Origin of the sequence: Clostridium sp. D5, assembly GCF_000190355.1 — a bacterium.
GTDB lineage: Bacteria > Bacillota > Clostridia > Lachnospirales > Lachnospiraceae > Faecalicatena > Faecalicatena fissicatena_A.
The window spans coordinates 364,372-389,145 of the sequence record NZ_GL870812.1 but is presented as its reverse complement, the minus strand read 5'-3'; the positions used below and the strand labels follow the sequence as shown (position 1 = coordinate 389,145).

Sequence of the window (24,774 nt, the reverse complement as noted above, 5' to 3'; positions counted from 1 at the left end):
TGTGATCACAAATCACACTTTTTCCTGGCCCCAGCGTGTGAAGCCATCAAGGCTTCACGCGATGTGGCCAGGTTGCCCTGGTTTTCCTTCTTTTTTGCTCTACTCCGGCTTACTGCCATAACCCCGCTTCCAGACACCACTATGCCCGGTTCACGCGGCGCCCCCCTCATCAACATCAAATACTCGCCCTCAGCCTCCCTAACGCAGCCTGGAACTGTTCATCATCTCTGAGTTCTGCAACACTCTCATCCGTTAACATCCCCTCCAGTATCATCTTCCTCATTTCTTTTGATGAAGCTTCCTGCCCCTCTTTGATTTTTACTGCCGCCGAAAAAAGAAGCGGATTAGGAACCTGTACCTGCCCTGTAATTGCATCCACAAAGCGCACTATGCTCTCCAGCGCCTTTTCTTTCTCACCTGCCCGCAGAAGTACCTCTGCAAATATGCCATCACTCATTCCTGCTGTACAGCCAAATACCTCTTCCATCCTGCGGTAAACCTCACAGATTTCCAGTCCCTTTTCTGCATCTGGCTGTACTTTCCCGTCAGCCAGCAGCAACAGGCAGTTCTGCATCTGGCATACGAGAGTAAATAGACGTTTCTGGATCACCTCCAAAGCCTTATCCTTATCTTCACGCTTCAGATATAACTGTGCCCACAGCATCGTGGTATCTGTAGTATATTCAGGTATTTCCTTCAGAAACTGCTCACCCTTTTCTAATTCATCCTCCATAAGAGCCATGGATGCCAGCTGCATGACCGCCTGCTCACAATAAACTGCTGTTCCGTTCACCCGGATATATTCCAGAAGTTCTTTTTTCTGTTGTTTCCATTTAGCTTTCTGTTCTTCCGGAACCTCCGGAAATATCATCTCAAACATAGTCAGCACAGCCACTGCATTATATTTAAGCGGTACGCTTGCCGGATACTGATGAAGCAGTTCCTGCAGCAGTTCTTCTGCTGGTTCCTTCCCCTTAGCTCTGCCGGCTTCAATGATTTGATTGATGTGTTCTGCAATCTGCTCATCGGTTAAAGTTTCTTCAAATTGCAGCAATGTATCTAAATTAGTACCCAGCGCTCTGGCCAGCGGACACAGTAAGGTGATGTCCGGGCAGGAACTGTCTGTCTCCCACTTACTGACAGCAGGTGCCGAGATTCCCAGCACTGCAGCCAGCTGTTCCTGTGTCATACCTTTCGTTTTGCGGAGCGCCGCTATATGTGCCCCCAGATTTTCTTTCATATCATGTTCTCCTTTTCTGGTATTTGTCCGGCCTGACTACTATAGTATAGCCTCTCATGCAGCAGCGTACAAGAGAGGCTCCGTTAACTAAAATGCTTTATTTCTTAACCATTATTCAAGTTCACGGATTTCCGAGTATAGTAAGGGCCAACTATATATTTCCTATGTTGTTTCATTGGCAAGCCCGGCGTTCTGATATATAATGATATACATAATTCTTGTGAAGGAGGTACCACATTGAAAGAAATCGCTATCTACGGCAAGGGAGGTATCGGCAAGTCAACCTTAAGTGCCAACATCTCTGCTGCTCTTTCCATGTATGGAAAGAAAATACTGCAAATAGGCTGTGATCCGAAGCACGATTCTACGCGCCTTCTCATGAGCGGCAAAAGGATCACCACAGTTTTAGACTATATCAAATGCTCCAGCCCTCTGGACTATAAAGCCAGCGATATTTTGTTCCACGGTTTCAACCAGATCGGCTGTATCGAGGCCGGAGGCCCCAAACCCGGGGTGGGCTGTGCCGGAAGGGGTATCATTACTGCTTTCGAGCTTCTGGATAAATTTCACATCAAAGACAACTATGATATTGTTCTCTATGATGTCCTGGGAGATGTTGTATGCGGCGGTTTTGCCGTTCCAATCAGGCGGGAATATGCCGACACCATCTTTCTGGTCACTTCCGGAGAGTACATGTCCATATATGCCGCCAACAATATTCTCCGGGGCATACAAAATTATGACGGGGACAAGTGCCGCGTTGCGGGCATCCTTTACAACTGCCGTAATGTAAAACATGAAGACCAGCGGATCCATGCCTTTGCCAGCTCAGTGAATCTCCCCATCTTTGCCAAAATTCCAAGGGATGACACTTTTGCCCGGGCAGAGAAGAAAAATTCCACTGTCACGGAACTGGACAATAACAGCACCCTGTCCCGGGTATTTTCCCGGATAGCCGAAAAGATTCTGGCTGAGCCTATCCTTTATCCTGCTTGTCCTCTGACAGACGAGGAGCTGGAGGATGTCATATTAAATGAGAAAACAGGTACGCCATCTGTCTCTGTATCTGCCGCGGCTGTTCAGGCCGTATCGGAAACCGACACAGACAGAAGCCCTGTGTCACAGCCGCAGTATGATTCCGGCTACCTTTCCAAAAATGTACTCCGGGATGAACCCCTGCACGGCTGCGCTTTTAACGGCGCCATGACGATGAGCATCCATCTTCAGGATGTGGTGATTCTGGCTCATTCCCCGAAAAGCTGTACATATCTCTCCTATCAGAGTATCAGTTCCTCAGGCCGGCGGAGGCTCTTTGAACGTGGAACTCTCCTGCCTTCTTCCCTCTCCCCCAACATCATATCCACAGATATGAGCGAGGACGACATGGTTTTCGGCGGAATGGAAAAGCTCACCGATACAGTGAAGGCCATCCTGAAACAGACACCAAAACCCCGGGCCATTGTTATCATCAGTTCCTGCCCTGCCGGCATCATAGGGGATGACATTGATATGGCAAAAGCTCTGGCTAAACCCGATATTCCTGTCATTACGGTCAAAACAGACGGCAACCTGTCCGGGGATTATCTGCAGGGTATGCTCATGTGCTACACAGAATTGGCAAAACAGATCATTGATCCGGATGTCCCGCCCGCGTCTGATACGGTAAATATTGTCTTTGAAAAGGTAGTTGCCAAAAATACGGAAAATAACTTTGAGATTATCCGGGGCTATCTGGACAAAATGGGAATCCGGGTAAACTGCAGATTTTTATGCAATACGTATTACGATGCACTTAAAGGTTTCTGCAGTGCATCACTCAATCTACTGGCCTACAAAGACTATACAGGAAAAATACTGAAAGACTTTTTTACAAAAGAATATGGCTCTGTATTTTATGAAGACCCTTTCCCCGTTGGATTTATGGAGACGGTGAACTGGCTGCGAGGCATCGGAAAATTTTTCAAAAAGGAAGAGGCTGCGGAAAAAATTATCAGCGCAGGCAGGGATGATTATGAGAAAAGGATTGCTGCTGTCAAGAAGATCCTGAAAGGGAAAAAACTGATGGTCATTACCTACAATCATCAGCTGGACTGGATTCTGAGAACTGCCCTGGATGCCGGAATGGAGATTGCCAAGCTCTGTATCCTCAACTTTTCCCAGGATGAAGGCTTCTCCAGCAGACTGCCTGAGATAGCAGATGTCCCACTTGAAGAGGACTATGACCGCCAAAAGAGGATCGGGGACATTCAGTATTACAGGCCTGACATTCTGCTGTCCAATTACGAATCCTCGGCAGGCTGTGAAAATTGTATCGCCGACACCATCCCCATGTGTCCCGATATCGGATTTTTTTCCGGACTGATTCTGGCAGAAAGATGGGCCGGTTTGTTCAATATGAATTTGGAAGGAGCGTGGAAAAATGATCAGTCCCTATTTAACAAGTATTACCCCAGATAGCTTTTCCGGCCTGATCTTCGGGTTTGAAGGCATTAAAAATACAATTGTCCTGCTGAATGGCCCTACCGGCTGCAAATTCTACCACTCAGCCACAGTCGACAATCAGACCCTCCGCCAGATGGAATTTGATCCGCTCAGCTATCCCGAACTGTGGTATTTCGGGCAGCCCCGTGTTCCCTGTACCTATCTTGATAAACGGGATTACGTTTATGGCAGCAAAGACAAGCTGACAGAGGCAATACGTTTTATCGAATCCAATATGAACTTTGACCTGATGGTCATCGTCAACTCACCGGGGGCCGCTCTTATCGGGGATGACATCAGAGATATTGCCATGGATGAGATTCAGAGTACTCCGGTTCTTACGGTAGAGACCCCCGGATACTCCCGGGATATATGGGACGGTTACAGTGCCGCATGCTGTCAGATTCTCAGGGAACTGCTTCCGGCCGGTCCCCGGCCGGCCAATACCGGAACACGCAAAAAAGTGAATATCCTGGGGATGTCCATTTTTCATAAATATTATCAGGGTGACTGTCAGGAACTGACAAGACTGCTTGGGCTCTGCGGTATCGATGTGAGCTGCATTCTTTGCTGTGAATGTACATTTGAAGAAATCAGGAACATGATAAATGCAGATTTAAATATTGTCGTGGATTCAGTCTATGGATTGGAGGCAGCCCGACTTCTGGAGGAAGAATATCAGATGCCTTATATCGTCTGCCCCGGTTTTCCCGTGGGATTTGCGGCCGCTGAGTCTCTGATTTGCCAGGTTTGCGGCCGCTTTGATCTGGATCCCGCCGCCTTCGTGACGGAAAGCGAAAAGTCCAGAGCACGCGCTTATATTTATCTATCCAGACTTAATTCACTGACCGGGCTTCCCAAAGGTGCAAAGTTCGCGGTTCACGGTACCTGCTCCCAGTGTTATGGATATGCCAGCTTTTTTATCTGTTATTTTGGCATGACTGCAGACAGTATCTCGGTCCTTGATCTGCCAAAAGACAATAGTCGGCCAAGCCCCCATTATGAGGCTCTCTGCCGGCTGCTGGAGGAGACTTCCATGGAGGATTCCCTGAAGAAGGATATTCTCTCCACCGATGCCGAACTGGTATTTGCGGACGGAAATATCATTGCAAAGCTGAAAGCCAGGCATCTCGACTTCAGCGGGATTGAGATCAGTATGCCTACGCTCGGCTATACCGATGTCATCCCCAAGACCCATCTGGGCCTTTCTGGAGGACTAATGCTGTGCGAACAGATTATCAACGGGCTGATGTTCCGGTAAAATATGGCAGGTAATCAAACCGATTACCTGCCGTAATTGTATCATACAGTTCATTTTCATAATGAGCTGTTTTTTTAATCCACAAAATATGTCACCATATGCCCGATGATTCCCAGCACCATTACAACGGATAATCTACGGTGCACCTGAAGATTAAGGCGTTTATCCCGCGTAATTGTATGGCATAGTACAATGAGCAGCAGCATCGTGGCAGCTGTCAACACGCCCGTAATCAAAACACCGATATTGTGAGCCTTTAATACGGGAAACACAAATATAATGTGCAGCACCCATATTACGAGCAACGCAGCGCTTATGTATTTATGGACCCGCATAAAAAATACATCTGCTTTTTTCAAATGCATCTTACGTGTCAGTGCTTTTACTAACAGCATACAAAAACATAACAGACATAAATAACCTAAAATAATACTCATAAAACCGTACCCCCTGTACTCATTTATCTGCTGACACAAATGGCAAATTGTGTTCCCGCTTTCATCCTTTTACCTGCTCAGCCGGAATCCTGTTCATTTATTCATTATATCCTTTTATCCACAGTAACTCAATCTATCCCCAATGATTCTGTATCTTTTCATCAAGATTGACTTATGTGCAAAAAACAACACTGTTCCGTTAGCCTCTGGGACGTTTTCGTTCCTTCTACGTATATGCATATAGCAAAGAAAAAGCTGTTTCATAAAAACAGCACCTAATTTATCTCTATGAAAGGAAGCATTGTGACTATGAAATGTAAAAAAATTATTTCTATTCTTCTCTGCTTTGTGCTGACGCCCCTGTTTACCCTCAATGTCTGCGCCTCTGAGAACGACGAACTGCAGGCGCTTCAGGAAACTCTGAACCAGAACATCGAGGAATCCCAGAAAATTCTGGATGCTATTGACCAGGATAGTTCGATCGATGATATTGGAGACATGATTAATAACCTGGAAGAACCCGACACGTCTGTTCTTGAAGCCGATGGCGATGCTCCTGTAACCGGCTCACTGGGCGATTTCTCCAGTTCCGCTCCTCCCACTTCCCTCATGCTCGAATTTATAAAAGCGCAGCTGGAACTCGCTAATTCTGTAAAGAATAATGCAATGCCGAATATGGATGATATCCATGTAAAGCAATATGAAGAAACTCAGCTTTCCCAATTTATCCAGCAGCTGAATGACCTGAAATCCCAGGCCTATACAGAACCGGTTGTCATCCCCGGCGACATCCTCTACTACATGGATGAAAAGGGGCTCTCTTATCCTGTGCCGAAATCCGGACGGTATAATGCCTCGGAATGTGACTCCATCATCAGAACCCTGGATGACCGTATCTCTGCATTAGGAATCGAAATCGTGGATTCCTTGGTATCAATCCAGAATTTCATGTCTGAGTATAACTCTTACATATCGAATGCCTATTCTTACCTGCTTGACTTTTCCAACAGTTCCGCTTCTCCATCACAGAGTCAGAGCCTTTTCTCCTCTGAGGGCGGGCAGGTTAATGTGACTCCGGTAGCAGTCAGTGTCCTGGCCGGTGTGCTGGCGGGGATGCTGCTGATGTGGGCAATTATGAAAAACAAATTGAAAAAGCCGGCAAAGGAGGAATCCATATGACCATGATACAGCTGGCGGCGGCACTGATTTCTGTGCTGTACGGAGGGATCGCATGTCTGAGACACCGCCAGCCTCTGTTCTTTAAGATCCTGCTGTATGGGCTGATCAGCTACTTTTTCGGAGCGCTCTTCACGGCTTGTTACTCCGTTGTCCATGGGGGCGGCCCCGTCGGATTTCATGTGGGATATTTTGGTCATATTGGTGCCTATTTCTTTTTATTCTCTTCCTATTATGGGGCGATCGACCATCTGGCCGATGGCGGGGAAAGCAAATACCGCGTCCTGCGCATCGTTTCTGCTATCCCTGCAATTGTCCCCATAGCACTGCTTGTCTGGGGCATCGTCAATTATGGCCTGAGTACCATGCTGACGCTTTTGATGCTGATACTGCCTATGACATTTACACTCTATTTTGCTGTCAAGCATCTGGTTTTTCCTGATGTGGAAATGGGAATCATCCGGGTCATGCGGCCGTACAACGGCTGTGTGATCCTCTTTTGCATTGCCGAACTGGCAGGCCAGTTTCATTATCTGCCCGAGACAGTGAGGACAGCTTCGGCGATCCTTTCCTGTCTTTTTCTCGTCCTGCTGCTGCCGCTGGCTGAAAAGGGGGTGCGCAAATGGTTTATATAATTTTTTTCTGTATAAGTATTCCCATGCTTTTAATGCTCCCACTGCTGGAGTCCCGTTCCCGCTGGATCGTCGGCTTCTTTCTTCTGGGAGCGGTTACCGCCCTTGCCGCTTATGAGATCAATACCATAGTGTTTCCATTCTCTGGCATGAGTGCCCGCAGTTTTTCGGAGCTTATCCCGCCTATAGTCGAAGAGCTGTTAAAAGCCCTCCCGGTGCTCTGCTATGCGCTCCTGCTGGATGACAGCCGAAAACGGGTGCTCCCTGTCGCTATGGCGGTCGGGGTCGGCTTCGCCGTATTGGAAAACACAGCACTCCTGGTCGAATATCTGGGCAGCGTTTCTATCGCCTGGGCAGCTGGACGCGGTTTTTCAGCCAGCCTTATGCACGGCCTTTGCACGGTCACCATAGGGTCCGGCATCTGCTATGTGAAAAAGCAGAAAAAACTTTTTTATACTGGCACCTTTGGACTGATCTCTATTGCAATTACAATGCACGCACTATTTAACCTGCTGATCCAGTCTTCCTTTGACATCATCGGCATGATTATGCCGCTCACACTCTATGTTCTGCTTTATGTGCTGCGCAGCAGGAAAAAAATGAAGCTACCGTTTTTATCGTATTAGCGTGCTGCAAGGTTCCTAATACAGCCATACCTCACCTGACATATGAAAATATCCGAGTGTACTTCTTAACTCATGCCTGACGGGTTCGCAGAAAAACTGCATAAAATATGGGACCACTGCTTCACAGATCTCACATCTGTTTCGCAGTGGTCCCATAAAGTTTCCCCGTAAAGCATTTTTTAGAAAAAACTTTTTATATTTAACATTTCTCGAAATACAATTCATACCATACAAGAAAAGTATAAATCGTCCAGATCTTTCTCCAGTTATCCGAGTTTCCGGCGATATAATCATCGAAAATCTCATGAATCTCATCTACATGAAAGAACTTCGATGCAGCCTCGCTGTGGAATTTTTCCCGGACATCCTGATTGTATCGATCATCAGCCATCCATATGCGAATAGGCACGATGAATCCCAATTTCTTGCGGAAAGCAATCTCTTCCGGCAATACCTTTGCCGCTGCGGTTCGGAATGCCACTTTATTCTGCTCCGCATTCACCTTATATTCTGACGGCATCCGTGAAGCAATATCAAAAATTCTCGTATCCGTAAGGGGCATTCTGATCTCTAAACCTGCCGCTGTACTCATCTTATCGACATTGAAATAAATATCCCCTTCCAGCCAGATCTGAATATCCACATCCGACATCTTCGTAAGCGGATCCAGGCCTTCTGTTTCCTCATAAATCCTCTCTGCCAGCTCGATTGGAAGAACATCCGGATCATATTTTTTCAGAATCCGCTGTTTTTCATCCTCCTTCATGATATTCGTATTGCCCACATAGAAGGTTTTCAGGTTCTCTCCATAGCGTTCTGCATTGCGGTACATATTATATCCGCCAAAGAACTCATCCGCGCCTTCTCCTGAGTAGCAGATCTTTGTGTGCTCAGCCGCCGCCTTGCATCCAATCGCGAAAACGATAGCAGATGCATCCCCCAGAGGCTGTTCCATATTATACATTACGTAGGGCACTGCCGCAAAATACTCTTCCGGTGTAATCAGACGGCGGAACGTCTTACGTCCCAGAATATCTGCTGTCTGCTGTGCCAGTTTTGACTCATCAAACCGCTCCTCCTCATAACCGCAGGCATCCGCAGTCTGTGCGTCTGACATTGCCAGCACGTAGGAGGAATCAACGCCTCCTGATAAGAAAGATTCTGCGGTCTCATCCGCAGTTTTCACCTCTGTCATAATCTGTCCGAGCGTTGTATGAATCTCATCCGCCCAGTCCTCAAGAGACTTGCTGTAATCCGGATGAAATTCAGGCTTCCAGTAACGCTCAATCCGCAATTGCCTCCTCTGCCATGTCAGATAACGCCCAGGCATAAGCTTTTTCAAGCCACGGAAAAATGTAGTCTCTCCCGCCACATATGTAAGCGTCAGATATAACTGCAGCATTTCTTCGTTCAATTCTTTCACAAATCCGGGCTGCTCCATAATCTTACGAATGGATGTACCATAGAGCAGATCTCCATCTGCCGTTTCGTAATAATAGAAAGGCTTTGTTCCAAACTGATCTCTCAGACAGAATAATTTCTTCTGCTCATCGTCCCAAAGTGCAAATGCAAACATGCCGTGCATGTGATTTGCCATTTCATTTCCCCAGGTTTCGTATGCCTTCACTAAGATTGCCTGCTCGCGTTCCTCCCTGGACAGGGAAGAGTTGATCCCCAGTTCTTCACAAAGTGCTTCCCAATTCCGGATGTGGCCACTGTATTCTTTTATTTTTATCATATGTGTGTCCTCTCGTATTAACAATTTATTGTGATTGCTTGAGTATTACAGCTAACTTAACTTTTTCATTTTAGCATAATATAATGCAGTCAGCAACAAATTGGACGAATCCCATAATTCTTCCTGCGGTACATCACCTCCGGTATCACCAGGCAGATCCCCGCCAATCCTGCAATCAGCGCAATTGACCACCCTACCGGATAACTGAATACAAAGTACGAAAGCTTGTCCTCCATATATACACGAATCAATCGCAGAATTCCACTCCCCGCCGTCAGCATCAAACCTGCCACAATCAGACAGTAATACAGCCCCTCCGCCGCCAGCAGCCTTCGTTTCTGTCTTTGGGTCATCCCCAGGCTTTCCATTACTTCCAGCTCCTTTTTCCTGGACAAAATCCCTGTAATCATAACGTTAAAATAATTCGTCAATCCCGCAAACAGCAGTACTGCACTGATGCTCCCAAGAATCAGACGGTTGCCCCGGATATAATTTTCCGCCTCTGTAAGCAGGTCTGACTTACTGATACAGAAGATTCCGGTCTCTCCGGTTTCTTCATCCACCCCGATCCCGGCCATTTTTTTCCGCCTCCGATTCTCCTGGGATAAAGTGTTCTGAATCTCAGCCTTAATTTCCTGCTCCTTCTTTTGATCCACATTCAATTCCATATAAAGCGTCTTTTTCTCCGTAGGAAGCTTCTCAAAACCATCCTCGCTGATGAGGTAATAAACCAGTCCCTCAGCCCCATGCCAGGTCTGCCGTATATAGGGAAATCCCTCTGCCCGGTTATCCAGGTAGCCGCTCAGAGTGAATGTATCCGACTGTTTTCCGGCAAGTTCCTCTGTATTTATCACGGTATCCCGCTCTTTTGGGCTCAGCCGGTTCCAGATCATCCAATCCGCCTTAGACCGCATGGTGGTAAAATACATTGGTTCCCCCACGCTTTCCTCCGCCAGCTTCTCCTGTTTCGGCGACAACTGATGGTCATGCAGAATCATCACTCCAGTGCCATCCTCCAGACTGTCCATATCCACCGGCAGATTGTTATTGTCCACATACCGCCTCAGACTGCTGATTTCATCGTCACTCAATATCTGAACCACGTCCTCTAGCCCGCCTTCAATCATAGAATATTCGTCACTATATCCGACGCCTTCTTTCACCTGTGCCTTTTCATTAAAGGAATCGTTTTTATCCAGGAACGGCATCAGACCCTTTCTGGAAACTGTGGAAACCATGTAAGCCCCTTCCATCACGTATGATTTGTCCCTCTCCACACCATCAAGGCTTAGCAATTTCTCTCTGACTTCCGAAGATATAGGAGAAAACTCATCATATGAATTACCATGTAATAAGTATAAACTTTCCCCCTCTGTCTCCATCGGATCTTCTCCTGCATCCCTTGATTTATATTCACTGCCGTATCCGTCTTCCTTTCCCCAATCACTGAATTCTCCGGCAATCAGGAAATCCGGACGTTTCTCTATCACATGGACATAATCACTGCCTGCTGTTATAACAACGGCGCCCAAAAAAGTCTCTATGCCGAGAAACAAAGATAAGACCGTCAGCAGGAATCTCCCCCTATATCTGGTCAAATTCTGCCAGGCCATGTACCACAGCTCTCCCGCGGCACTTCTTCTACTTCTCTTATGTTTCCCCCGTGCGTGCTTAGCGTCCTGCACTCTTTGCTTCGCCTGCCTGGGACTGCTTTTTGCCAGGCCTGTATAATGCACACTCTCCACGCAGGATATACGGACTACATGATGAATTACACCTTCCGCCGCTCCGATTGTAAGTATCACAGCAAATGAAACGGCAGCTGCCAGAAGTTCCGGCCAGAAGATCCTAAGTTCTTTTGCGCCTCCATATTCACTTAGATACTGATTTCCCAGTATTTCCGGTATGACTGTCAGCAAAACAAATGCAGACAGAAGCGCTCCCGCCAGCACACCCGGGATCAGTATTCTGAGAATCTGTCTGAAATAAATTTTATGAATTTGTTTTTTTGTCGTCCCTATGGTATTCAAAAGTCCCATCTGGCGAACGTCCCCTGCCATAGAAATCTGCATCACATTTTGAATCAGAAAAAACATTCCGCTTAAAATGATCAGTGCGCCAAATGCAGCCATACCATACCCGCCTGCCAGGCGGTTTACCGCATCATAAGCATACGTGTTGGATGCAGTAATCTTCGCCTCAGACTCCTTCCCGGACAGATCCTGATACAGCCGTTCTTCCGTCTCCTGCCAGTCCATCTGATCCGACTGGCAGATCAGAATATCCGCTTCTTCCAGGATATTATATCCCCAGTCCTCCAGTTTCGCCGCCGATATGTACCCGATTGCAGAATCTGATGCCCCCTCCACATAGTCTGTATACCAGCCGCTGAGGCTGAACTCTTCCTGCTCCGTTCGAAACAGTCCGATACTTACCGTAAGACTGATCTTCGTTCCTTTCTTTGGATGATCAATCCCCAGGCTTTTTAAAGCCCTGACCGGAAGCATTATCTCCTGCTTTTTCTCCGGATAATGCCCATTAATATCCGTATAGGCCGGTTTACGCATCGTCTCCCACGCCGCATCATCCAACCCCTGTATCTTACAGATATATTTGCCTCCGGCGGCTGCCTCTCCTGCCGTTACACACCTTCCCGTCTGCTTCACATAGCCCAGGGAGCGCACTTTCCCATACTGTGACTGGTCTGCATCCTCAACACAGACCGATGATGCCGTTCCCGCAGCTCTTACCGCTTTTGTAAATTCTGCCTGAACCTTGCCGAAAGAGATTCCAAATACCATGGTCAGCGTGACAATACACAAAATGACCGTTCCAAAGAGTATCCGGTTTCTGCCTTTATTGGACTTGCCGAATTCTCTCGAAAGCATTCGTATTACCTGTCTGTTATTATTCGGGGTAAATCCGTTTCCTGCCATAACTTACCCCTCCTGCCCACAGGTTGTGCCGCTTTTTTTCACGTCACCCCCGCCATCCGTCCGGCTGCAGATTCTGCCGTCTTCCATCCGGATGATGCGGTCCGCCATCTGCGCCACTTCCTCCTGATGGGTTACTACGATGACAGTCTGATGGAATTTTTCTGCACAGGATTTTAACAATCCCACGACCTCTAAACTGGTGGCAGAATCCAAATTTCCTGTTGGTTCATCAGCCAGCAGAATAGCCGGTTTTGTCAGAAGAGCCCGGGCAATTGCCACTCTCTGCTGCTGACCGCCGGACAAGGTCTGCGGCAGCCGTTCCAATTTTTCCCGAATCCCCAGAAGTAAGGTCACCCCCTCCAGCAATTCCAGATCTATCTCTGCTCCGTCCAGCCGTAATGGAAGAACAATGTTTTCATATACACTGAGGACAGGAACCAGATTGTACTGCTGGAAAACGAAACCGATATTGCGCCTGCGGAATACGGTCCGTTCCTCATCCTCCATGTCCTTCAGGCTGTTGCCGCGAATCCAGACGCCTCCCTCAGTAGGCATGTCCAACCCGCCAAGCAGATTCAGAAGTGTTGTCTTACCGCTTCCCGAGGTGCCCACAATTGCCAGAAATTCACCCTCTTCCACCGAAAGAGTCACTCCATCCAGTGCGTGAACCTCATAAGTATCCGTAATATAATATTTTTTCAGGCCAGCGGCCTTTACAATCTCCATAAGTGCTTTTCTCCTGCTCTGTATTTGGCAATTTGCATTCCTCACCGACCTAATTCTTCGTTCAAAATAAACTGCCATAATGCCAAGTATACGGAGTAAATCTAACAAACTACTAACAGACCGGAAGGAAAGCTTGCTTCCAGCATCAGTCCCGGATGCATTCTCTTTGCCACTAAAAATCCGCCATGTCTGTTCACGATCTCCCGTGCCAGATACAGGCCGATCCCGAATCCTTCCTGGGCTGTAACACGTTTTCCCCGATAAAATCTCTGGAAAATCTGATGTTCCTCTCCCGCTTCAATACCGATTCCGTAATCCCTTACCTGAATCTTGAGGAACATCGTATTCTCAGACATGGATACTTCCACCCTGCCTCCATTCTCACTATACTTCACCGCGTTGTCCAGAATATTACAGATGGCCTCGCCAAGCCAGTTAGGATCATGCATAAAAACTGCATTTTCCAATAGAGATATCTCAAACTGAATCCCTTTCATTTCCGCCTGTGTTTGTATCTGCCCAAGAGAATTCCGCATCGTTTTCAATATATCTTTTTCCTCTTTTTTTATCTGAATGATATGGTGTTCCAGCCGGGACATTTTAATAAAACTCTCTACAAGAAAATATAATTTTTTCTGGCTGTTCTCAATCGCGCCTGCATACTGCAATGACTGTGCTGTACCAGAGAAACTCTTGTCTGAATTTGAACCATGCTCCAGTACCTCCACTTTTTCTTCTGCAAGATTTTCCTGCAGAAACCCGAGATATGTTTCCATGTTCATCAAAGGTGTACGCATCTGATGGGCAATCTCCGAGATCAGTTTCTGTATCTCATCGCGGCTTCTTTCCGCCTCGTCTCTTCTTCCCTGCATCAGTTCCTGTACCCGAATCAGCTGATGCTCAATTCTCGCATATATCGTCTCTTCCCCGGATGCTGATGCCTTAATTTCCCGTTCATTCAGAATCTCTTCGGTCAGCCTTATAATCTTCTCCAGTTCCTGTTCCCGCCGCCGTCTCTGAAGGCAGTACATACCGGTGATGCCTAAGACCAGGCCTGCAAGAACAGCCATGATCATTTTCAAATACATGCTATCTGCCTCCAATCCGATATCCAAGCCCAAATACATTTTTAATATACTCCGGCTGTTTTGCATCCGGTTCAATCTTCTTTCTCAGCCGGTTAATCGTGACACTGACCGTATTATCCACCACAAACTGACCGTCCAGTCCCCAGATCTGCTCCAGGATATTTTCCTTCGTCAGCACCTGCCCCTGGTTCCTCAACAGATACTCCAGCAGCTGATACTCCTTCGCGGTCAATGTGATCTCCTGTCCTTTTAAGAAAACTTGTTTTCTTAAAGGATACAGAGTGATCTCCCTGCAGGAAAGAGTCTGATCTTCACTGCTTCGTTTGAATACCGCCTCGATCCTTTTCAGCAGCACTTTCATAGAAAATGGCTTTACCACATAATCATCCGCCCCCATGTCAAATGCCGCCAGCATATCCCGCTCTTCGTCCTTGGCAGTCAGAAAAATGGCTGGAATATTCCGTGTCTTTTGAAGCTCCTGATACAATCTGAGGCCGTCTCCGTCCGGAAGTCCAATGTCAACAAGAAGCAGGTCCTCCCCATTCCCGAGCAGAGTCAGTGCCTCCTTCTTTGTATGAACACAAATGGTATCATACCCCGCATTTTGCAGGGCAATATCCAGTGCCTGATTCAATAATTTATCGTCTTCAATAATTCCAATCTTCATAGTACTTCTCCTGATATGTCTTTTTCACTTGTTGTAACAGTTCAGACAAGTCTGAGTTATTAACATTTATTCTACCATGAACATCAGTAAATTAAAAACGAGTTTTTCCAGTTAACAAACTTTAGGCAGCTGAAAAACCGGGAAGCCAGCTCCCGGCCTGGGACTGGCTTCCCGGTTTTTCAGCGTCCCCCTCCATCGCCAAGACTCGGCAACTAGATCCGCCCATATAGCCGCACTGCCTCATGCATTGCAAGCAGATTCTCCGGTGGTGTTCCCGGCGATAGATTGTTTGCCTCCTTGATAATAAATTTTCGAGTAAAGGGTTTGACAGCATCCAGAATCAATTTCACCGCATTGGCGATCTCCTCAGCCGTACCAGTGCGCAGCGTTTCGACATGCACGCCCCCCTTAACCGTTATATCAGGTCCAAGTTCTCGAACCACCTTTCCATGATCAATTGGAAATCCCGTATCGAATGTACCGGCGTTCAACTCCTTAACCAGAGTGGGGAAAAATCGGGAAGCATCCCCGCAGAGGTGAATCCATCCCGGCTCCTCCCCTGTAGACAGTTCCCTCACTATTTTTTTGTGGAACGGCAGAATCAGTTCTGTATAGGTGTCCAGGGACAGCAGGGCGATGCTGTCATCAGCAAACCCAAAGGATTTTGATTTTTCCGGCTGACCATAATAACGGCGCAGCGCCTTGTTCCTTGCAATCACAACTTCCGTAATATAGTCCAGCAGCTCCATCATGTAATCCTGATCTACATAGAGATCCATACAGGCCTGTGTTGCACCGATCAGGCTGCAGGCGATGGTGAAGGGGCCGTCCGTTCCCATTCCCGACATTCCCGGTTTCCCCAGCGGTTTCCCCTTGTATGTGAACCCTTCCTTCTGTTTTTTTAGAAGAAACTCATAGTGAGACAGAAGTGTACTCACGATTCCGCCGAGAGGATCCGTCAGGGGATCCGTATTTTTCAGCAGATCATACTTTGTCGTTTCATCCGCACACACTTTTGTTCCCGGCTCATTGCACCCGTGGAACGCGACTTCGCAGCCCAGGCTGGCTGCTTCCAGTACATTCTGGAAATCCGGGTACGGCGTAATCTCCTGCAGATTCTCAAATCCCATGATGCGGTCGCTGATGAGCGATTCCGCACAGTATTCCTGAAACTGACATTGGATCTCCAGCATAGTTTGCGGATTCTGCATGTATTCCTCAAACGTTATCCGCCGCAGATTCAGCTTTGGGTCAGAGATGATCATACGTGGATTCATCGAAAGCTCCATCATGATACGCTCACATTTTCTTTCTTCCGCCTGCTGCAAAAGCCTGCGGACTTCATCATTATGTCTCTCATAATTCATAGTAACACGCTCCTTTTCTACACTTTATACTACCAGTGTATATTCGAATCCGCAGCCTGTCTTTCAGGATATAATCATACTCCGATTCTATACGTCCTTTCGGCCTTCCACATTAGACCATCCATACATTTCGCAGGCCAAATTGACATTTTTTCTCTACCATGATACAGTGAAAACATATTCCACAGGGCACTCCGTAATACATGCCCTGCAGGCTCCGCGGCGTATATAAGCCAATCTCTACGCACTACTGCAATCTTTCCGGAGGTGATCCAAATGAATTCTCAAAATGTTCGAATAACCACAGATTTTTCCGGGTTGGCGATCCCCAACCTTCAACTCCTGTCCCGCGTGGAATTCCGCGGATCCGATAACGCTCCGCTGGAGCCGCACCTGCATAAGGACTGTTTTGAACTGTGCTACCACTTCGAAGGCCGTCAGCACTATGAGCTGGGAGGCCGCCTGTATGATGTGCACAGCGGCGATATTTTTGTCGCCATGCCCAATGAACTGCACAGTACCGGCTTATGGACAGAAGAAAAATCAAAATTCTACTATATCCTCTTTTCCTGCATGCCCGACACCCAAAATTTCCTCGGCCTGGACGATGCAGCATCCGATTGTATACGCGACACACTTTACTCAATCCAGACACGGTTATTCCGTGGTATTCCCCATTTGAAGAAACTGATGGATGAGCTGTTATCCATCAGCACAACCCCCTCTCCCTTTTGCCGCGCGAGGACAATCAGTCTTTTGACCGAACTTTTTTATCACTTAACCAGGTTAATGCAGGAGGAGAACACACGAACCGACACGCTCCCAGAGGATATCAGGACTGTCATCGACTATATGAGCGCACATCTCACGGAGAGCTGCCGTTCAGAATCACTGGCCAGTCTGATTCATCTGTCGCTGCCCCACTTTCAACGGAAATTCCGGATGAGCACAGGGTTTTCACCCTATGACTACCTGCAGCGCCTGAAAATTGCCAAAGCCCAGGAGCTGCTTGCGGATTCCGAAATGTCGATCACCGATATTTCGCACTTCCTCGGCTACTCTTCCAGCCAGCATTTTTCCGGTGTATTCAAACAATATACCGGTCAGACCCCCTCCGTGTTCCGCCGACAGACAAAAGAATGCAGCATGGAGCCTTGACACGCGCCCAAAATCTTCGAAACTATAGACTCTTTATCCATACGGTCACGGTATATGCATTCCATGATATCGTTAGGTACTTCGCTGTAGCGCTGCATTTTCTGCCCCTCGGACATGGAAATCAGTACAAAATCCAACTCATCGGCCAGATCAATCCTAAATACAAAGTTAGAATTACATGTTTGTCAACAAAAAAACCACCTCGGAATAGTACTCTATCAGGTATAGAAATACTGCTATACTATATATCCGCTGATTCCTGGCATCGTTCTGCGCAGGGAATTAAAAAATCTGAAATAAATCGAGTATATAAATTGACCACTCGGTCAATTTGTGTTATGATTACACTCAGTTGTTAATATGATTTGGGAGGTATTTTATGAAACGCAGCGAAAAATCAGAACTTACAGTAGCTAAAATACTCGATGCCGCTATGGTGGAATTTGGTATGAATGGATATACTGGCGGTACCGTGAACAATATATGCAAAACCGGTATCAATAAAGGACTTATTTATCACAATTTCAAAGACAAAAATGATCTTTATCTGTCTTGTCTTAAAATAAGCTGCGATAAGCTGGTTGTATATGTTGAATCAAAAAATTGCTCAAATGATATGATGCAGTACATGAAAATTCGTATGGACTTTTTTATGGAGTACCCAAATGAAGCACATATCCTGTTTGAATCGCTTTTGAATCCTCAGCCCCAGCTGCAGATCGAGATACAAGAAGCAATGCGGGAATTTGACGCGTTAAATGAACGCATATACCGCAATACGATTAAGAAACTAACGTTGAGAAAAAATGTGACAATGGAGGATGCGATGTCATATTTTCGCCAGGTGCAGACAATGTTCAACGGGTATTTCAGCAGCCCTGCATATCAAAATATTGCATTAGATGAAAAAGTGAAAATTCACGAAACTAACATTCCGAAACTATTTAACTTTATGCTCTATGGAATTGCAAAAGGAGACGATGAAAAATGATTATAAATCTTATACAATGGATCGCTACCCTTATTCTTGCATTTTTTGCCGGAAAATTGATGACAAAAATCAAAATGCCTTCCATTCTGGGATGGCTGATTGTTGGAATGATATTCGGTCCTCATTCCGTCAATCTAATGCCGCAGATCGTAATGGATTCACAGTGGTACAAAATCATCATTATGTGGATGCAGTGTGCATTTGGATTAATGCTCGGCACGGAATTAAGCTGGAAGAAACTTAAAAACTTTGGGAAAGCCCTGGTAATAACAACGCTCACACAATCACTCGGAACTTTTCTTGTTGTCAGTATTGCTTTTGGTGTGGTATTTACGGTTTCAGGTATCCCTGTTTATCTCGCATTTGTACTCGGCGGAATAGCTCTTGCTACGGCTCCTGCACCTGCGTTATCTATTGTCAATGAGTTTCATGCAAAGGGCCCCGTGACCGATACATTACTGCCGATGGCCGTTCTAGATGATATTGTGGGTATCATTGTTTTTTTCACAGTCAATTCCTTCGTGGCGCGGTCAGTATCCGGCGGCGCTGTGCCGCTGTATATGATACCTGTTATGATATTTCTGCCCATTCTCATAGGTGCTGTGGTCGGATTTCCTGCTGGGCTCCTGCTGAAGCGGATGAATGCTAAGGGAAAAACGCTTATTGTACTGCTTGCAGGAATAACCCTGACAGTATTGATTGGATGGCTGCTGAACACCAAAGCGCTTTCCGGTATTACCCTGAACTATATGCTCATGGGTGTTTCGTTCTCTGCCACATTTACAAATATGGTAGATGAAGACCGGTTAGATAGTATAAACAATTGGTTTGCACCAATCCTCGCTGTGTCGCTGCTCGCCGCCATTGTGGATTTAGGTGCTCCTCTTGATTACCATCTGATTCTCGGCGCAGGGCTCTATACTTTTATCTATATTGCGTCAAGGGCTTTCGGCAAGTATTTTGGCGCAAGACTGGGTGCTAAAGCAACCAAAATGCCCGATACCGTGAAAAAATATCTCGGCTTGACACTGCTGCCCCATTCCGGAGTTTCGCTTGTTTTTACAGGGATTATCTGTACGGTTCTTGCTCCTGCGGAGCCAGGGCTTGCGCAGATCGTGCAGGGGACAGTCGCTGCCGCTGCGGTAATTAATGAATTTATTGCGGTTGTAGCTGCTAAGAAAGGGTTTCAGCTTGCGGGGGAAATTAAGAAGGCATGATTAGAGGGGGACTTGATCATTCAAGTCCCCCCTAATCATAAATATCCTAATCCACTTTCTGTAATTCTTCCACTACACTGCCAGAATTTCCAAACCGGAATGCCAGATACGGCACCAGTACTCCAAGTAATATCAGAACCGGGAATACAATCAGCATCGGGGTAATGAGAAATTCATACTTCATAAACCACATTCCTTCCGACAGCTTCCTGACAATAGTCAATGAGAGCATACATCCCGCTGCCAGCGAAAATACAATGGTAAGAAGTGCATAATAAAGCCCTTCCGCGATCACCAGTTTTGTCAGCTGCCGCCTCGTCATACCGATTGCCTGCATCATGGCAAACTCCCTCTGCCTTGAAATAATTCCCGTCAGTATGGAGTTAATGAAGTTAAGTATCCCAATAAATCCAATTACAAATGCGAGGGACCCTCCCACCATCAGGAACATTCCTGTTATGGATGAGAATTGTTCTTCATACTGCAGTTTTGACGAATAATCCATAAGCGGTTCACGGCTTTCGGTATAGCTCTCCAGCCAGGCGTCCACATCCCGGTCTTTTCCCTCCTCCACGTTAAAGGAGCAGCTCATAAGAAACTGATCAGACAGTATTTCTTTAAAGAAGTCCGCACTTGCATAATACTTAAATTCAGCGCTGAGCCGGTTGGTAAGGTTCCAGTAATCATCTTTAATGACCGACAGAACCGTGACCTCCTTCTCCTTATATTCTCCATTTCTATCCGTATACGAGAGTGTGATCTTATCTCCCGGCTCGTGCATGACTTTATCCTCATACACTTCCCCTTTATCACCAATTAATGTAGAATAGATGATGTAATCTCCTGTGGCAAGTTTTTGCCGTATCGTATCCACGTCGCTCTCGCCCTTCCACACTTTCATTTCATCCAGAATAAAGTCCTCCACACCGTAAAACATGGATGCATAATCCCCGTTCTCCATCTGCGGAATTGGAATGAAATGTTTCCCATAGTGCTCTCCAACTTCCCCTGACTCATTCACGTCATATCCCGAAGGAATGGTTAGCCCCTCTTTCTTAACCCCTACTTTTCCATTGGCAGCATAGATTCGTCCGCCCTCCTCAAACCCGTCAATGTCCTGGCATGCCTCTATAAAGGATTCCGTAAGGCTTTCCTCTGCAGCCAATTCTTCTGAGCCTCCATGATAATGTTCTGTATTAAAATATTTTGCATTGGCAATTAAAAAATCGGAACTCGTAAAGCTTCTCAGAAACATATCCATGTCAAAAGAATTCGTGACCGTGAAGACACTGTTTAAAAGCACGACCGCCAGTGATAAGGATACAATGATTATGGCTGTTTTCCCTTTACTTCTTCCCAAATTTGAAAGTGCCATCCGCCAGATCTTCCCACCGCCGGAAGAACGCTTCCCTTTCTTCTTTGCCTTCATCCCTTCCGTAAAACGCAGCGCCTCAATAGGAGAAACCTTTGCCGCCATTCTTGCCGGATGCCCGGTAGATATGAATACTGTGATCAATGAAAATACCGCAGCGCCGATAAAAATAACCGGGCTTACCGGAATCTGGGTCTCTGCCGGTGCTACTGTCCCCGTAGAATTCAAAATAGCGGGCAGCAGCGCTTTTCCCACGAAAAAACCGGCCAAAAGTCCGATGGGGATCCCTATGACAGAGAGTTTCAACGCCTGCCTGCGGATAATCTTCTTAATCTGACGCCCTGTCGTCCCGATTGTTTTAAGCAGTCCGTAGTAGCGGATATCTTTCATGATTGAAATGCGGAATATATTATATATAATCAGGTAGCCGGTAATCAGGATCAGCACAAGAGCTCCCGCAACAGCGCCCACGGTGGTGGGGTCTGTGTCTGCCCCGTCAGAAACATATGCCCAGTTGGCATTGCTGGCTATATAATTATCATCGCCCGATTCCGTTGAGAATCCACTTTCTGTCAGCACTTGATCCAGCTTTTTCTGGATACCTAAGCTATTGGAAAATATAACATCCATCCGGATAGCACCTATCGTGGAGCCAGTGTCATCTTGTCCCTTATACGCAAGCTCCTGTGCATATTTATCCGCGTAGGCTTCGGATACCAGGGCAAATCCCACATCCAGTGCCGGATCTGATTTTATAATCCCTGACACCGTAAATGTACGCTCTGTTATGGTTTCATCATAACTGTACAGCTGCAGATCCAGAGTGACTTTCTGTCCCGGCTCTTTCGGAAGTCCCAAAAGCTCCATAGAGGTCTCATCCAGCAGGATTTCGTCTGCCGCTTTCGGTGCTTTTCCCTCTATGATGTCTATAAAACAGTGCGGGTAGGCTTTTTCCGGATAGTACCAGGCCTCGGCATGGCGCTTTAAAAATTCCGGATTCCGGACATAATCCGCCACAAGCCGGCATGGCATGCTCTCTTTAATCAGCGGATGTACTTTAAGCTTCTCATACGCCTCCTGTGTCAGCTCTTTGAATACCCCGTGTGCATCGCCGCCGGACTGCCGTGCCGTCTGTCTCTGGAGGGTATATACGGTCCCAATGCCTACCGAAAACAATGCCGAAAACAACATTGATGTCAGTGCAATTGCAACCACGGCTATCAGATTCCTTGTTCTATTTAGTCTAAAACTTTTGTCTGAAAGGCGGCGGATCACCTCTTTATTCTTCACCTTACGCATGGCTTTCACCGCCTTTGCCCCTCACCTTTCCGTCCTCAATCCGTACAATTCTGTCTGAGAGCTGGGCAATCCCCTCATTGTGGGTAATCATTACCATGGTCTGCCCGTACCGCTGGCTTGTAATCTTCATCAGGCTTAACACATCCTGGCTTGTGGCAGAATCCAGATTCCCCGTAGGCTCATCCGCCAGGATAATGGCTGGCTTTGATGCCAGCGCCCTTGCAATGGCCACCCTTTGCTGCTGTCCTCCAGAAAGCTGTGATGGCAGACTATAGGTCTTTTCGCTAAGTCCCAGTGTTTTAATGACTTCTTTTACGAACGCCTTGTCAACCGGGTTGCCGTCCAGTTCAATGGGAAGGACGATATTCTCGTACACATTCAGTACAGGGACAAGGTTAAAGCTCTGGAATATAAACCCGATCTTGCGCCTGCGGAAAATTGTCAGTTCCTCGTCCTTCAGGGCGAAAATATCTTTTCCGTCCACATATACCGTCCCTTCCGTAGGCCGGTCAAGTCCCCCCAGCATATGCAGGAGCGTAGATTTGCCGGACCCGCTGGTCCCTACCGATCGATAGGAATTCCCCTTTCTCTACACTAAGGTCTACCCCGTCCAGGGCTTTTACAAGGATTGCGTCTTTCCCATAATATTTTTTCAGATTCTCTGTCTTTAATACAGCCATTTGTCATCCTCCTTACTTTTATATCCTCTATATTACGGGTCAATCCTTACCACATTCTGTCCGAATCCTAACAGTTTTGATAGATTTTAAGACAAATCTTAAACTCCCTTCCCCAAATAGATTTCAAAAAGTGATCCCTTCTCAGTACCCGGCCCTGCTTTGATATATCCATCGTTTTTTCTCACAATTTCCCTCGCCAGGTAAAGGCCGATACCGACTCCTTCTTCCTGCTGGTTGCCAGCGCTCCTGTAGAATCTTCCATATATCCGGTTCCGCTCCTCCTCGGGAATACCAGGGCCTTCATCGGCGACTCCAATACATACGTACATCGGATAATCCTTTACAGATACCGTTATTGTGCTGTTTTTTGGGGAATATTTTATCCCATTGTCCAGGATATTGAAAAGCGCTTCTTCCGTCCATTTCAGATCAAAAACCGCCTCAATGCCGTTAAAATCAGGTTCCAGGATTGCAATAGATTTCTCTTCGGCGCGGGCCTTTGCGTCCTTAACTGCGTTTACAACAAGAGGCCTGAGCGGTTGTTTCCTCGGAACAACTTCCAGAATATCACTCTCAAGCCGGGACATCTTAACCAGTGCTTTGATCAGGAATTCCAGCTTTTCGGCCTGGGTGTGAAGCTGTTCTGCAATGACCTCCCCTTCCGGTGTAAGAGGCTGTTCTTTTAAAAGCTCGCTGTATAGGATGATGTTAGCAAGCGGGGTCTTTGTCTGATGGGAAATATCTGAAAGAATTGCCTTGATCTCCGACCGTTCTCTGCGTGCCGCCTCAACCGACAGCCTGGAGGAGGAAAGGTATTGTTTCCATCTGGATTCCAGCCTTGAAAGCTCCGTCTCATCATAATTATCTTCCTGAAAATGACCCTCAATGGCATCATCAAGCATCTGTTCCAGGCGTTTCATCGTTTTATTTGTCCTCACTATGCCCATAATCTACTCCCCTTTTTCCCACACATACCCGATCCCGTAGACAGTTCTGATTGGGCTTTCTTTCCCGTTCAGCTGCAGCTTTTTCCTAAGCCTGCCTACGGCAACCGACAAGGCATTCTCATCGATGTAATCAGATCCCTCCTGCCAAATTCCTTCGTTTAGAATCTCCCTTGTCAGCGTCTGCCCCGGATGTGATATAAACATGCGGAGAAGCTTCTGCTCTGTACGGCTCAGCTCGATCTGTTTTCCCAGGACTTCAAACTCCTGCCGGTCAAATACAAAAGAATAACCGCCCTTTTGGTAACTGCCTCCTGTTTCATTTTCCAGACGCGAAAACAGCCGTTCCACACGGGCCCTTAAGACCATCAGGCTGAACGGCTTTGTAATGTAATCATCGGCACCCATCTCTATGCCCCGGACCTCGTCAATCTCCATATCGTTGGCCGTAAGCATGATGACCGGGACACGGGAAGTCAGCCGTACATGTCCAAGAAAATCATAGCCGCTTCCATCCGGAAGATTGATGTCCAGAAGCACCATGTCCACATCTGTTGACTCCCAGTATTTCATCCCTTCTTTCAAAGAAAAGGCTTTCAGGAACTGCCAGTCCGGCCTCCTTAAAGCCAGTGCAACGCCCTGGTTCAGGCCCTTGTCGTCTTCTATAATTAAAATTACTTTTCCCATAATGTGTCCTTTCATAAGTTCGGTTTTCGATCTGATTTTATAACATGCGAA

The 24,774-nt window shown here is 46.8% G+C and carries 19 protein-coding genes and 1 pseudogene; 8 read left to right on the top strand and 12 right to left on the bottom strand.

The window, feature by feature from the left end:
• Positions 1-175 precede the first annotated feature (175 nt).
• Positions 176-1,240, bottom strand: a complete 1,065-nt coding sequence (locus HMPREF0240_RS11860) for a helix-turn-helix transcriptional regulator (RefSeq protein ID WP_009003651.1) — start codon at positions 1,238-1,240, stop codon at positions 176-178.
• 237 nt (positions 1,241-1,477) lie between these two features.
• On the opposite strand from HMPREF0240_RS11860, the gene HMPREF0240_RS11855 reads away from it, so the two are divergent.
• Both HMPREF0240_RS11855 and HMPREF0240_RS11850 read left to right on the top strand, forming a co-directional pair.
• Positions 1,478-3,697 (top strand): nitrogenase component 1, encoded by a 2,220-nt coding sequence (locus HMPREF0240_RS11855; protein ID WP_009003650.1) that lies wholly within the window; start codon positions 1,478-1,480, stop codon positions 3,695-3,697.
• A complete protein-coding gene (locus HMPREF0240_RS11850) occupies positions 3,660-4,982 on the top strand; it encodes a nitrogenase component 1 (protein ID WP_009003649.1) in 1,323 nt (440 codons plus the stop codon). Before HMPREF0240_RS11855 ends, HMPREF0240_RS11850 begins: the two co-directional genes overlap by 38 nt.
• Positions 4,983-5,056: 74 nt before the next feature.
• On the opposite strand, the gene HMPREF0240_RS11845 is transcribed toward HMPREF0240_RS11850, so the two are convergent.
• Complete coding sequence (locus HMPREF0240_RS11845; RefSeq protein WP_009003648.1) at positions 5,057-5,419, bottom strand: hypothetical protein; 363 nt, start codon at positions 5,417-5,419, stop codon at positions 5,057-5,059.
• A gap of 309 nt (positions 5,420-5,728) precedes the next feature.
• On the opposite strand from HMPREF0240_RS11845, the gene HMPREF0240_RS11840 reads away from it, so the two are divergent.
• Genes HMPREF0240_RS11840 through HMPREF0240_RS11830 form a run of 3 tightly spaced genes read left to right on the top strand, consistent with a single transcriptional unit; the run spans position 5,729 to position 7,853 of the window.
• Positions 5,729-6,598, top strand: a complete 870-nt coding sequence (locus HMPREF0240_RS11840; RefSeq protein ID WP_035313166.1) for a hypothetical protein — start codon at positions 5,729-5,731, stop codon at positions 6,596-6,598.
• On the top strand, positions 6,595-7,230 hold the full coding sequence (locus tag HMPREF0240_RS11835) for a hypothetical protein (RefSeq protein ID WP_009003646.1): 636 nt from the start codon (positions 6,595-6,597) through the stop codon (positions 7,228-7,230). Before HMPREF0240_RS11840 ends, HMPREF0240_RS11835 begins: the two co-directional genes overlap by 4 nt.
• Positions 7,218-7,853, top strand: a complete 636-nt coding sequence (locus tag HMPREF0240_RS11830; RefSeq protein WP_009003645.1) for a PrsW family glutamic-type intramembrane protease — start codon at positions 7,218-7,220, stop codon at positions 7,851-7,853. Before HMPREF0240_RS11835 ends, HMPREF0240_RS11830 begins: the two co-directional genes overlap by 13 nt.
• 199 nt (positions 7,854-8,052) lie before the next feature.
• Here HMPREF0240_RS11830 and asnB read toward each other — a convergent pair whose 3' ends face one another.
• From asnB to HMPREF0240_RS11795, 6 genes are all read right to left on the bottom strand, one after another.
• A complete protein-coding gene (gene asnB / locus HMPREF0240_RS11820) occupies positions 8,053-9,591 on the bottom strand; it encodes an asparagine synthase (glutamine-hydrolyzing) (RefSeq protein WP_009003644.1) in 1,539 nt (512 codons plus the stop codon).
• Positions 9,592-9,680: 89 nt separating this feature from the next.
• Entirely contained in the window at positions 9,681-12,527 is a 2,847-nt protein-coding gene (locus tag HMPREF0240_RS11815; RefSeq protein ID WP_035313161.1) for an ABC transporter permease, read from the bottom strand.
• A 3-nt stretch (positions 12,528-12,530) separates the two neighbouring features.
• Positions 12,531-13,253 carry an ABC transporter ATP-binding protein gene (locus HMPREF0240_RS11810; protein ID WP_009003642.1) on the bottom strand — a complete coding sequence of 241 codons (723 nt, stop codon included), beginning with the start codon at positions 13,251-13,253 and terminating at the stop codon, positions 12,531-12,533.
• A gap of 101 nt (positions 13,254-13,354) precedes the next feature.
• Positions 13,355-14,341: a HAMP domain-containing sensor histidine kinase gene (locus HMPREF0240_RS11805; RefSeq protein ID WP_009003641.1), complete on the bottom strand. Its 987-nt coding sequence runs from the start codon at positions 14,339-14,341 to the stop codon at positions 13,355-13,357.
• Between the two features lies 1 nt (position 14,342).
• A complete protein-coding gene (locus HMPREF0240_RS11800) occupies positions 14,343-15,008 on the bottom strand; it encodes a response regulator transcription factor (RefSeq protein ID WP_009003640.1) in 666 nt (221 codons plus the stop codon).
• 212 nt (positions 15,009-15,220) lie between these two features.
• Positions 15,221-16,375, bottom strand: coding sequence for a methylthiol--coenzyme M methyltransferase (locus tag HMPREF0240_RS11795; RefSeq protein ID WP_009003639.1), 1,155 nt, complete (start codon positions 16,373-16,375; stop codon positions 15,221-15,223).
• A gap of 276 nt (positions 16,376-16,651) precedes the next feature.
• Between HMPREF0240_RS11795 and HMPREF0240_RS11790 the strand changes: the two genes are divergently transcribed.
• From HMPREF0240_RS11790 to HMPREF0240_RS11780, 3 genes are all read left to right on the top strand, one after another.
• Entirely contained in the window at positions 16,652-17,533 is an 882-nt protein-coding gene (locus HMPREF0240_RS11790; RefSeq protein ID WP_035313160.1) for an AraC family transcriptional regulator, read from the top strand.
• 379 nt (positions 17,534-17,912) lie between these two features.
• A complete protein-coding gene (locus HMPREF0240_RS11785; protein WP_009003636.1) occupies positions 17,913-18,524 on the top strand; it encodes a TetR/AcrR family transcriptional regulator in 612 nt (203 codons plus the stop codon).
• Entirely contained in the window at positions 18,521-19,741 is a 1,221-nt protein-coding gene (locus HMPREF0240_RS11780; protein ID WP_009003635.1) for a cation:proton antiporter, read from the top strand. The genes HMPREF0240_RS11785 and HMPREF0240_RS11780 overlap by 4 nt, the downstream gene beginning before the upstream one ends.
• Positions 19,742-19,787: 46 nt before the next feature.
• On the opposite strand, the gene HMPREF0240_RS11775 is transcribed toward HMPREF0240_RS11780, so the two are convergent.
• The 4 genes and pseudogenes from HMPREF0240_RS11775 to HMPREF0240_RS11760 form a co-directional block, all read right to left on the bottom strand.
• Entirely contained in the window at positions 19,788-22,412 is a 2,625-nt protein-coding gene (locus HMPREF0240_RS11775) for an FtsX-like permease family protein (protein WP_009003634.1), read from the bottom strand.
• Positions 22,405-23,092, bottom strand: a pseudogene (locus HMPREF0240_RS11770) (ABC transporter ATP-binding protein). Before HMPREF0240_RS11770 ends, HMPREF0240_RS11775 begins: the two are co-directional and overlap by 8 nt.
• A 98-nt stretch (positions 23,093-23,190) precedes the next feature.
• Positions 23,191-24,039, bottom strand: a complete 849-nt coding sequence (locus HMPREF0240_RS11765; RefSeq protein WP_009003631.1) for a HAMP domain-containing sensor histidine kinase — start codon at positions 24,037-24,039, stop codon at positions 23,191-23,193.
• Positions 24,040-24,042: 3 nt separating this feature from the next.
• A complete protein-coding gene (locus tag HMPREF0240_RS11760; RefSeq protein WP_035313159.1) occupies positions 24,043-24,723 on the bottom strand; it encodes a response regulator transcription factor in 681 nt (226 codons plus the stop codon).
• Positions 24,724-24,774 lie beyond the last annotated feature (51 nt).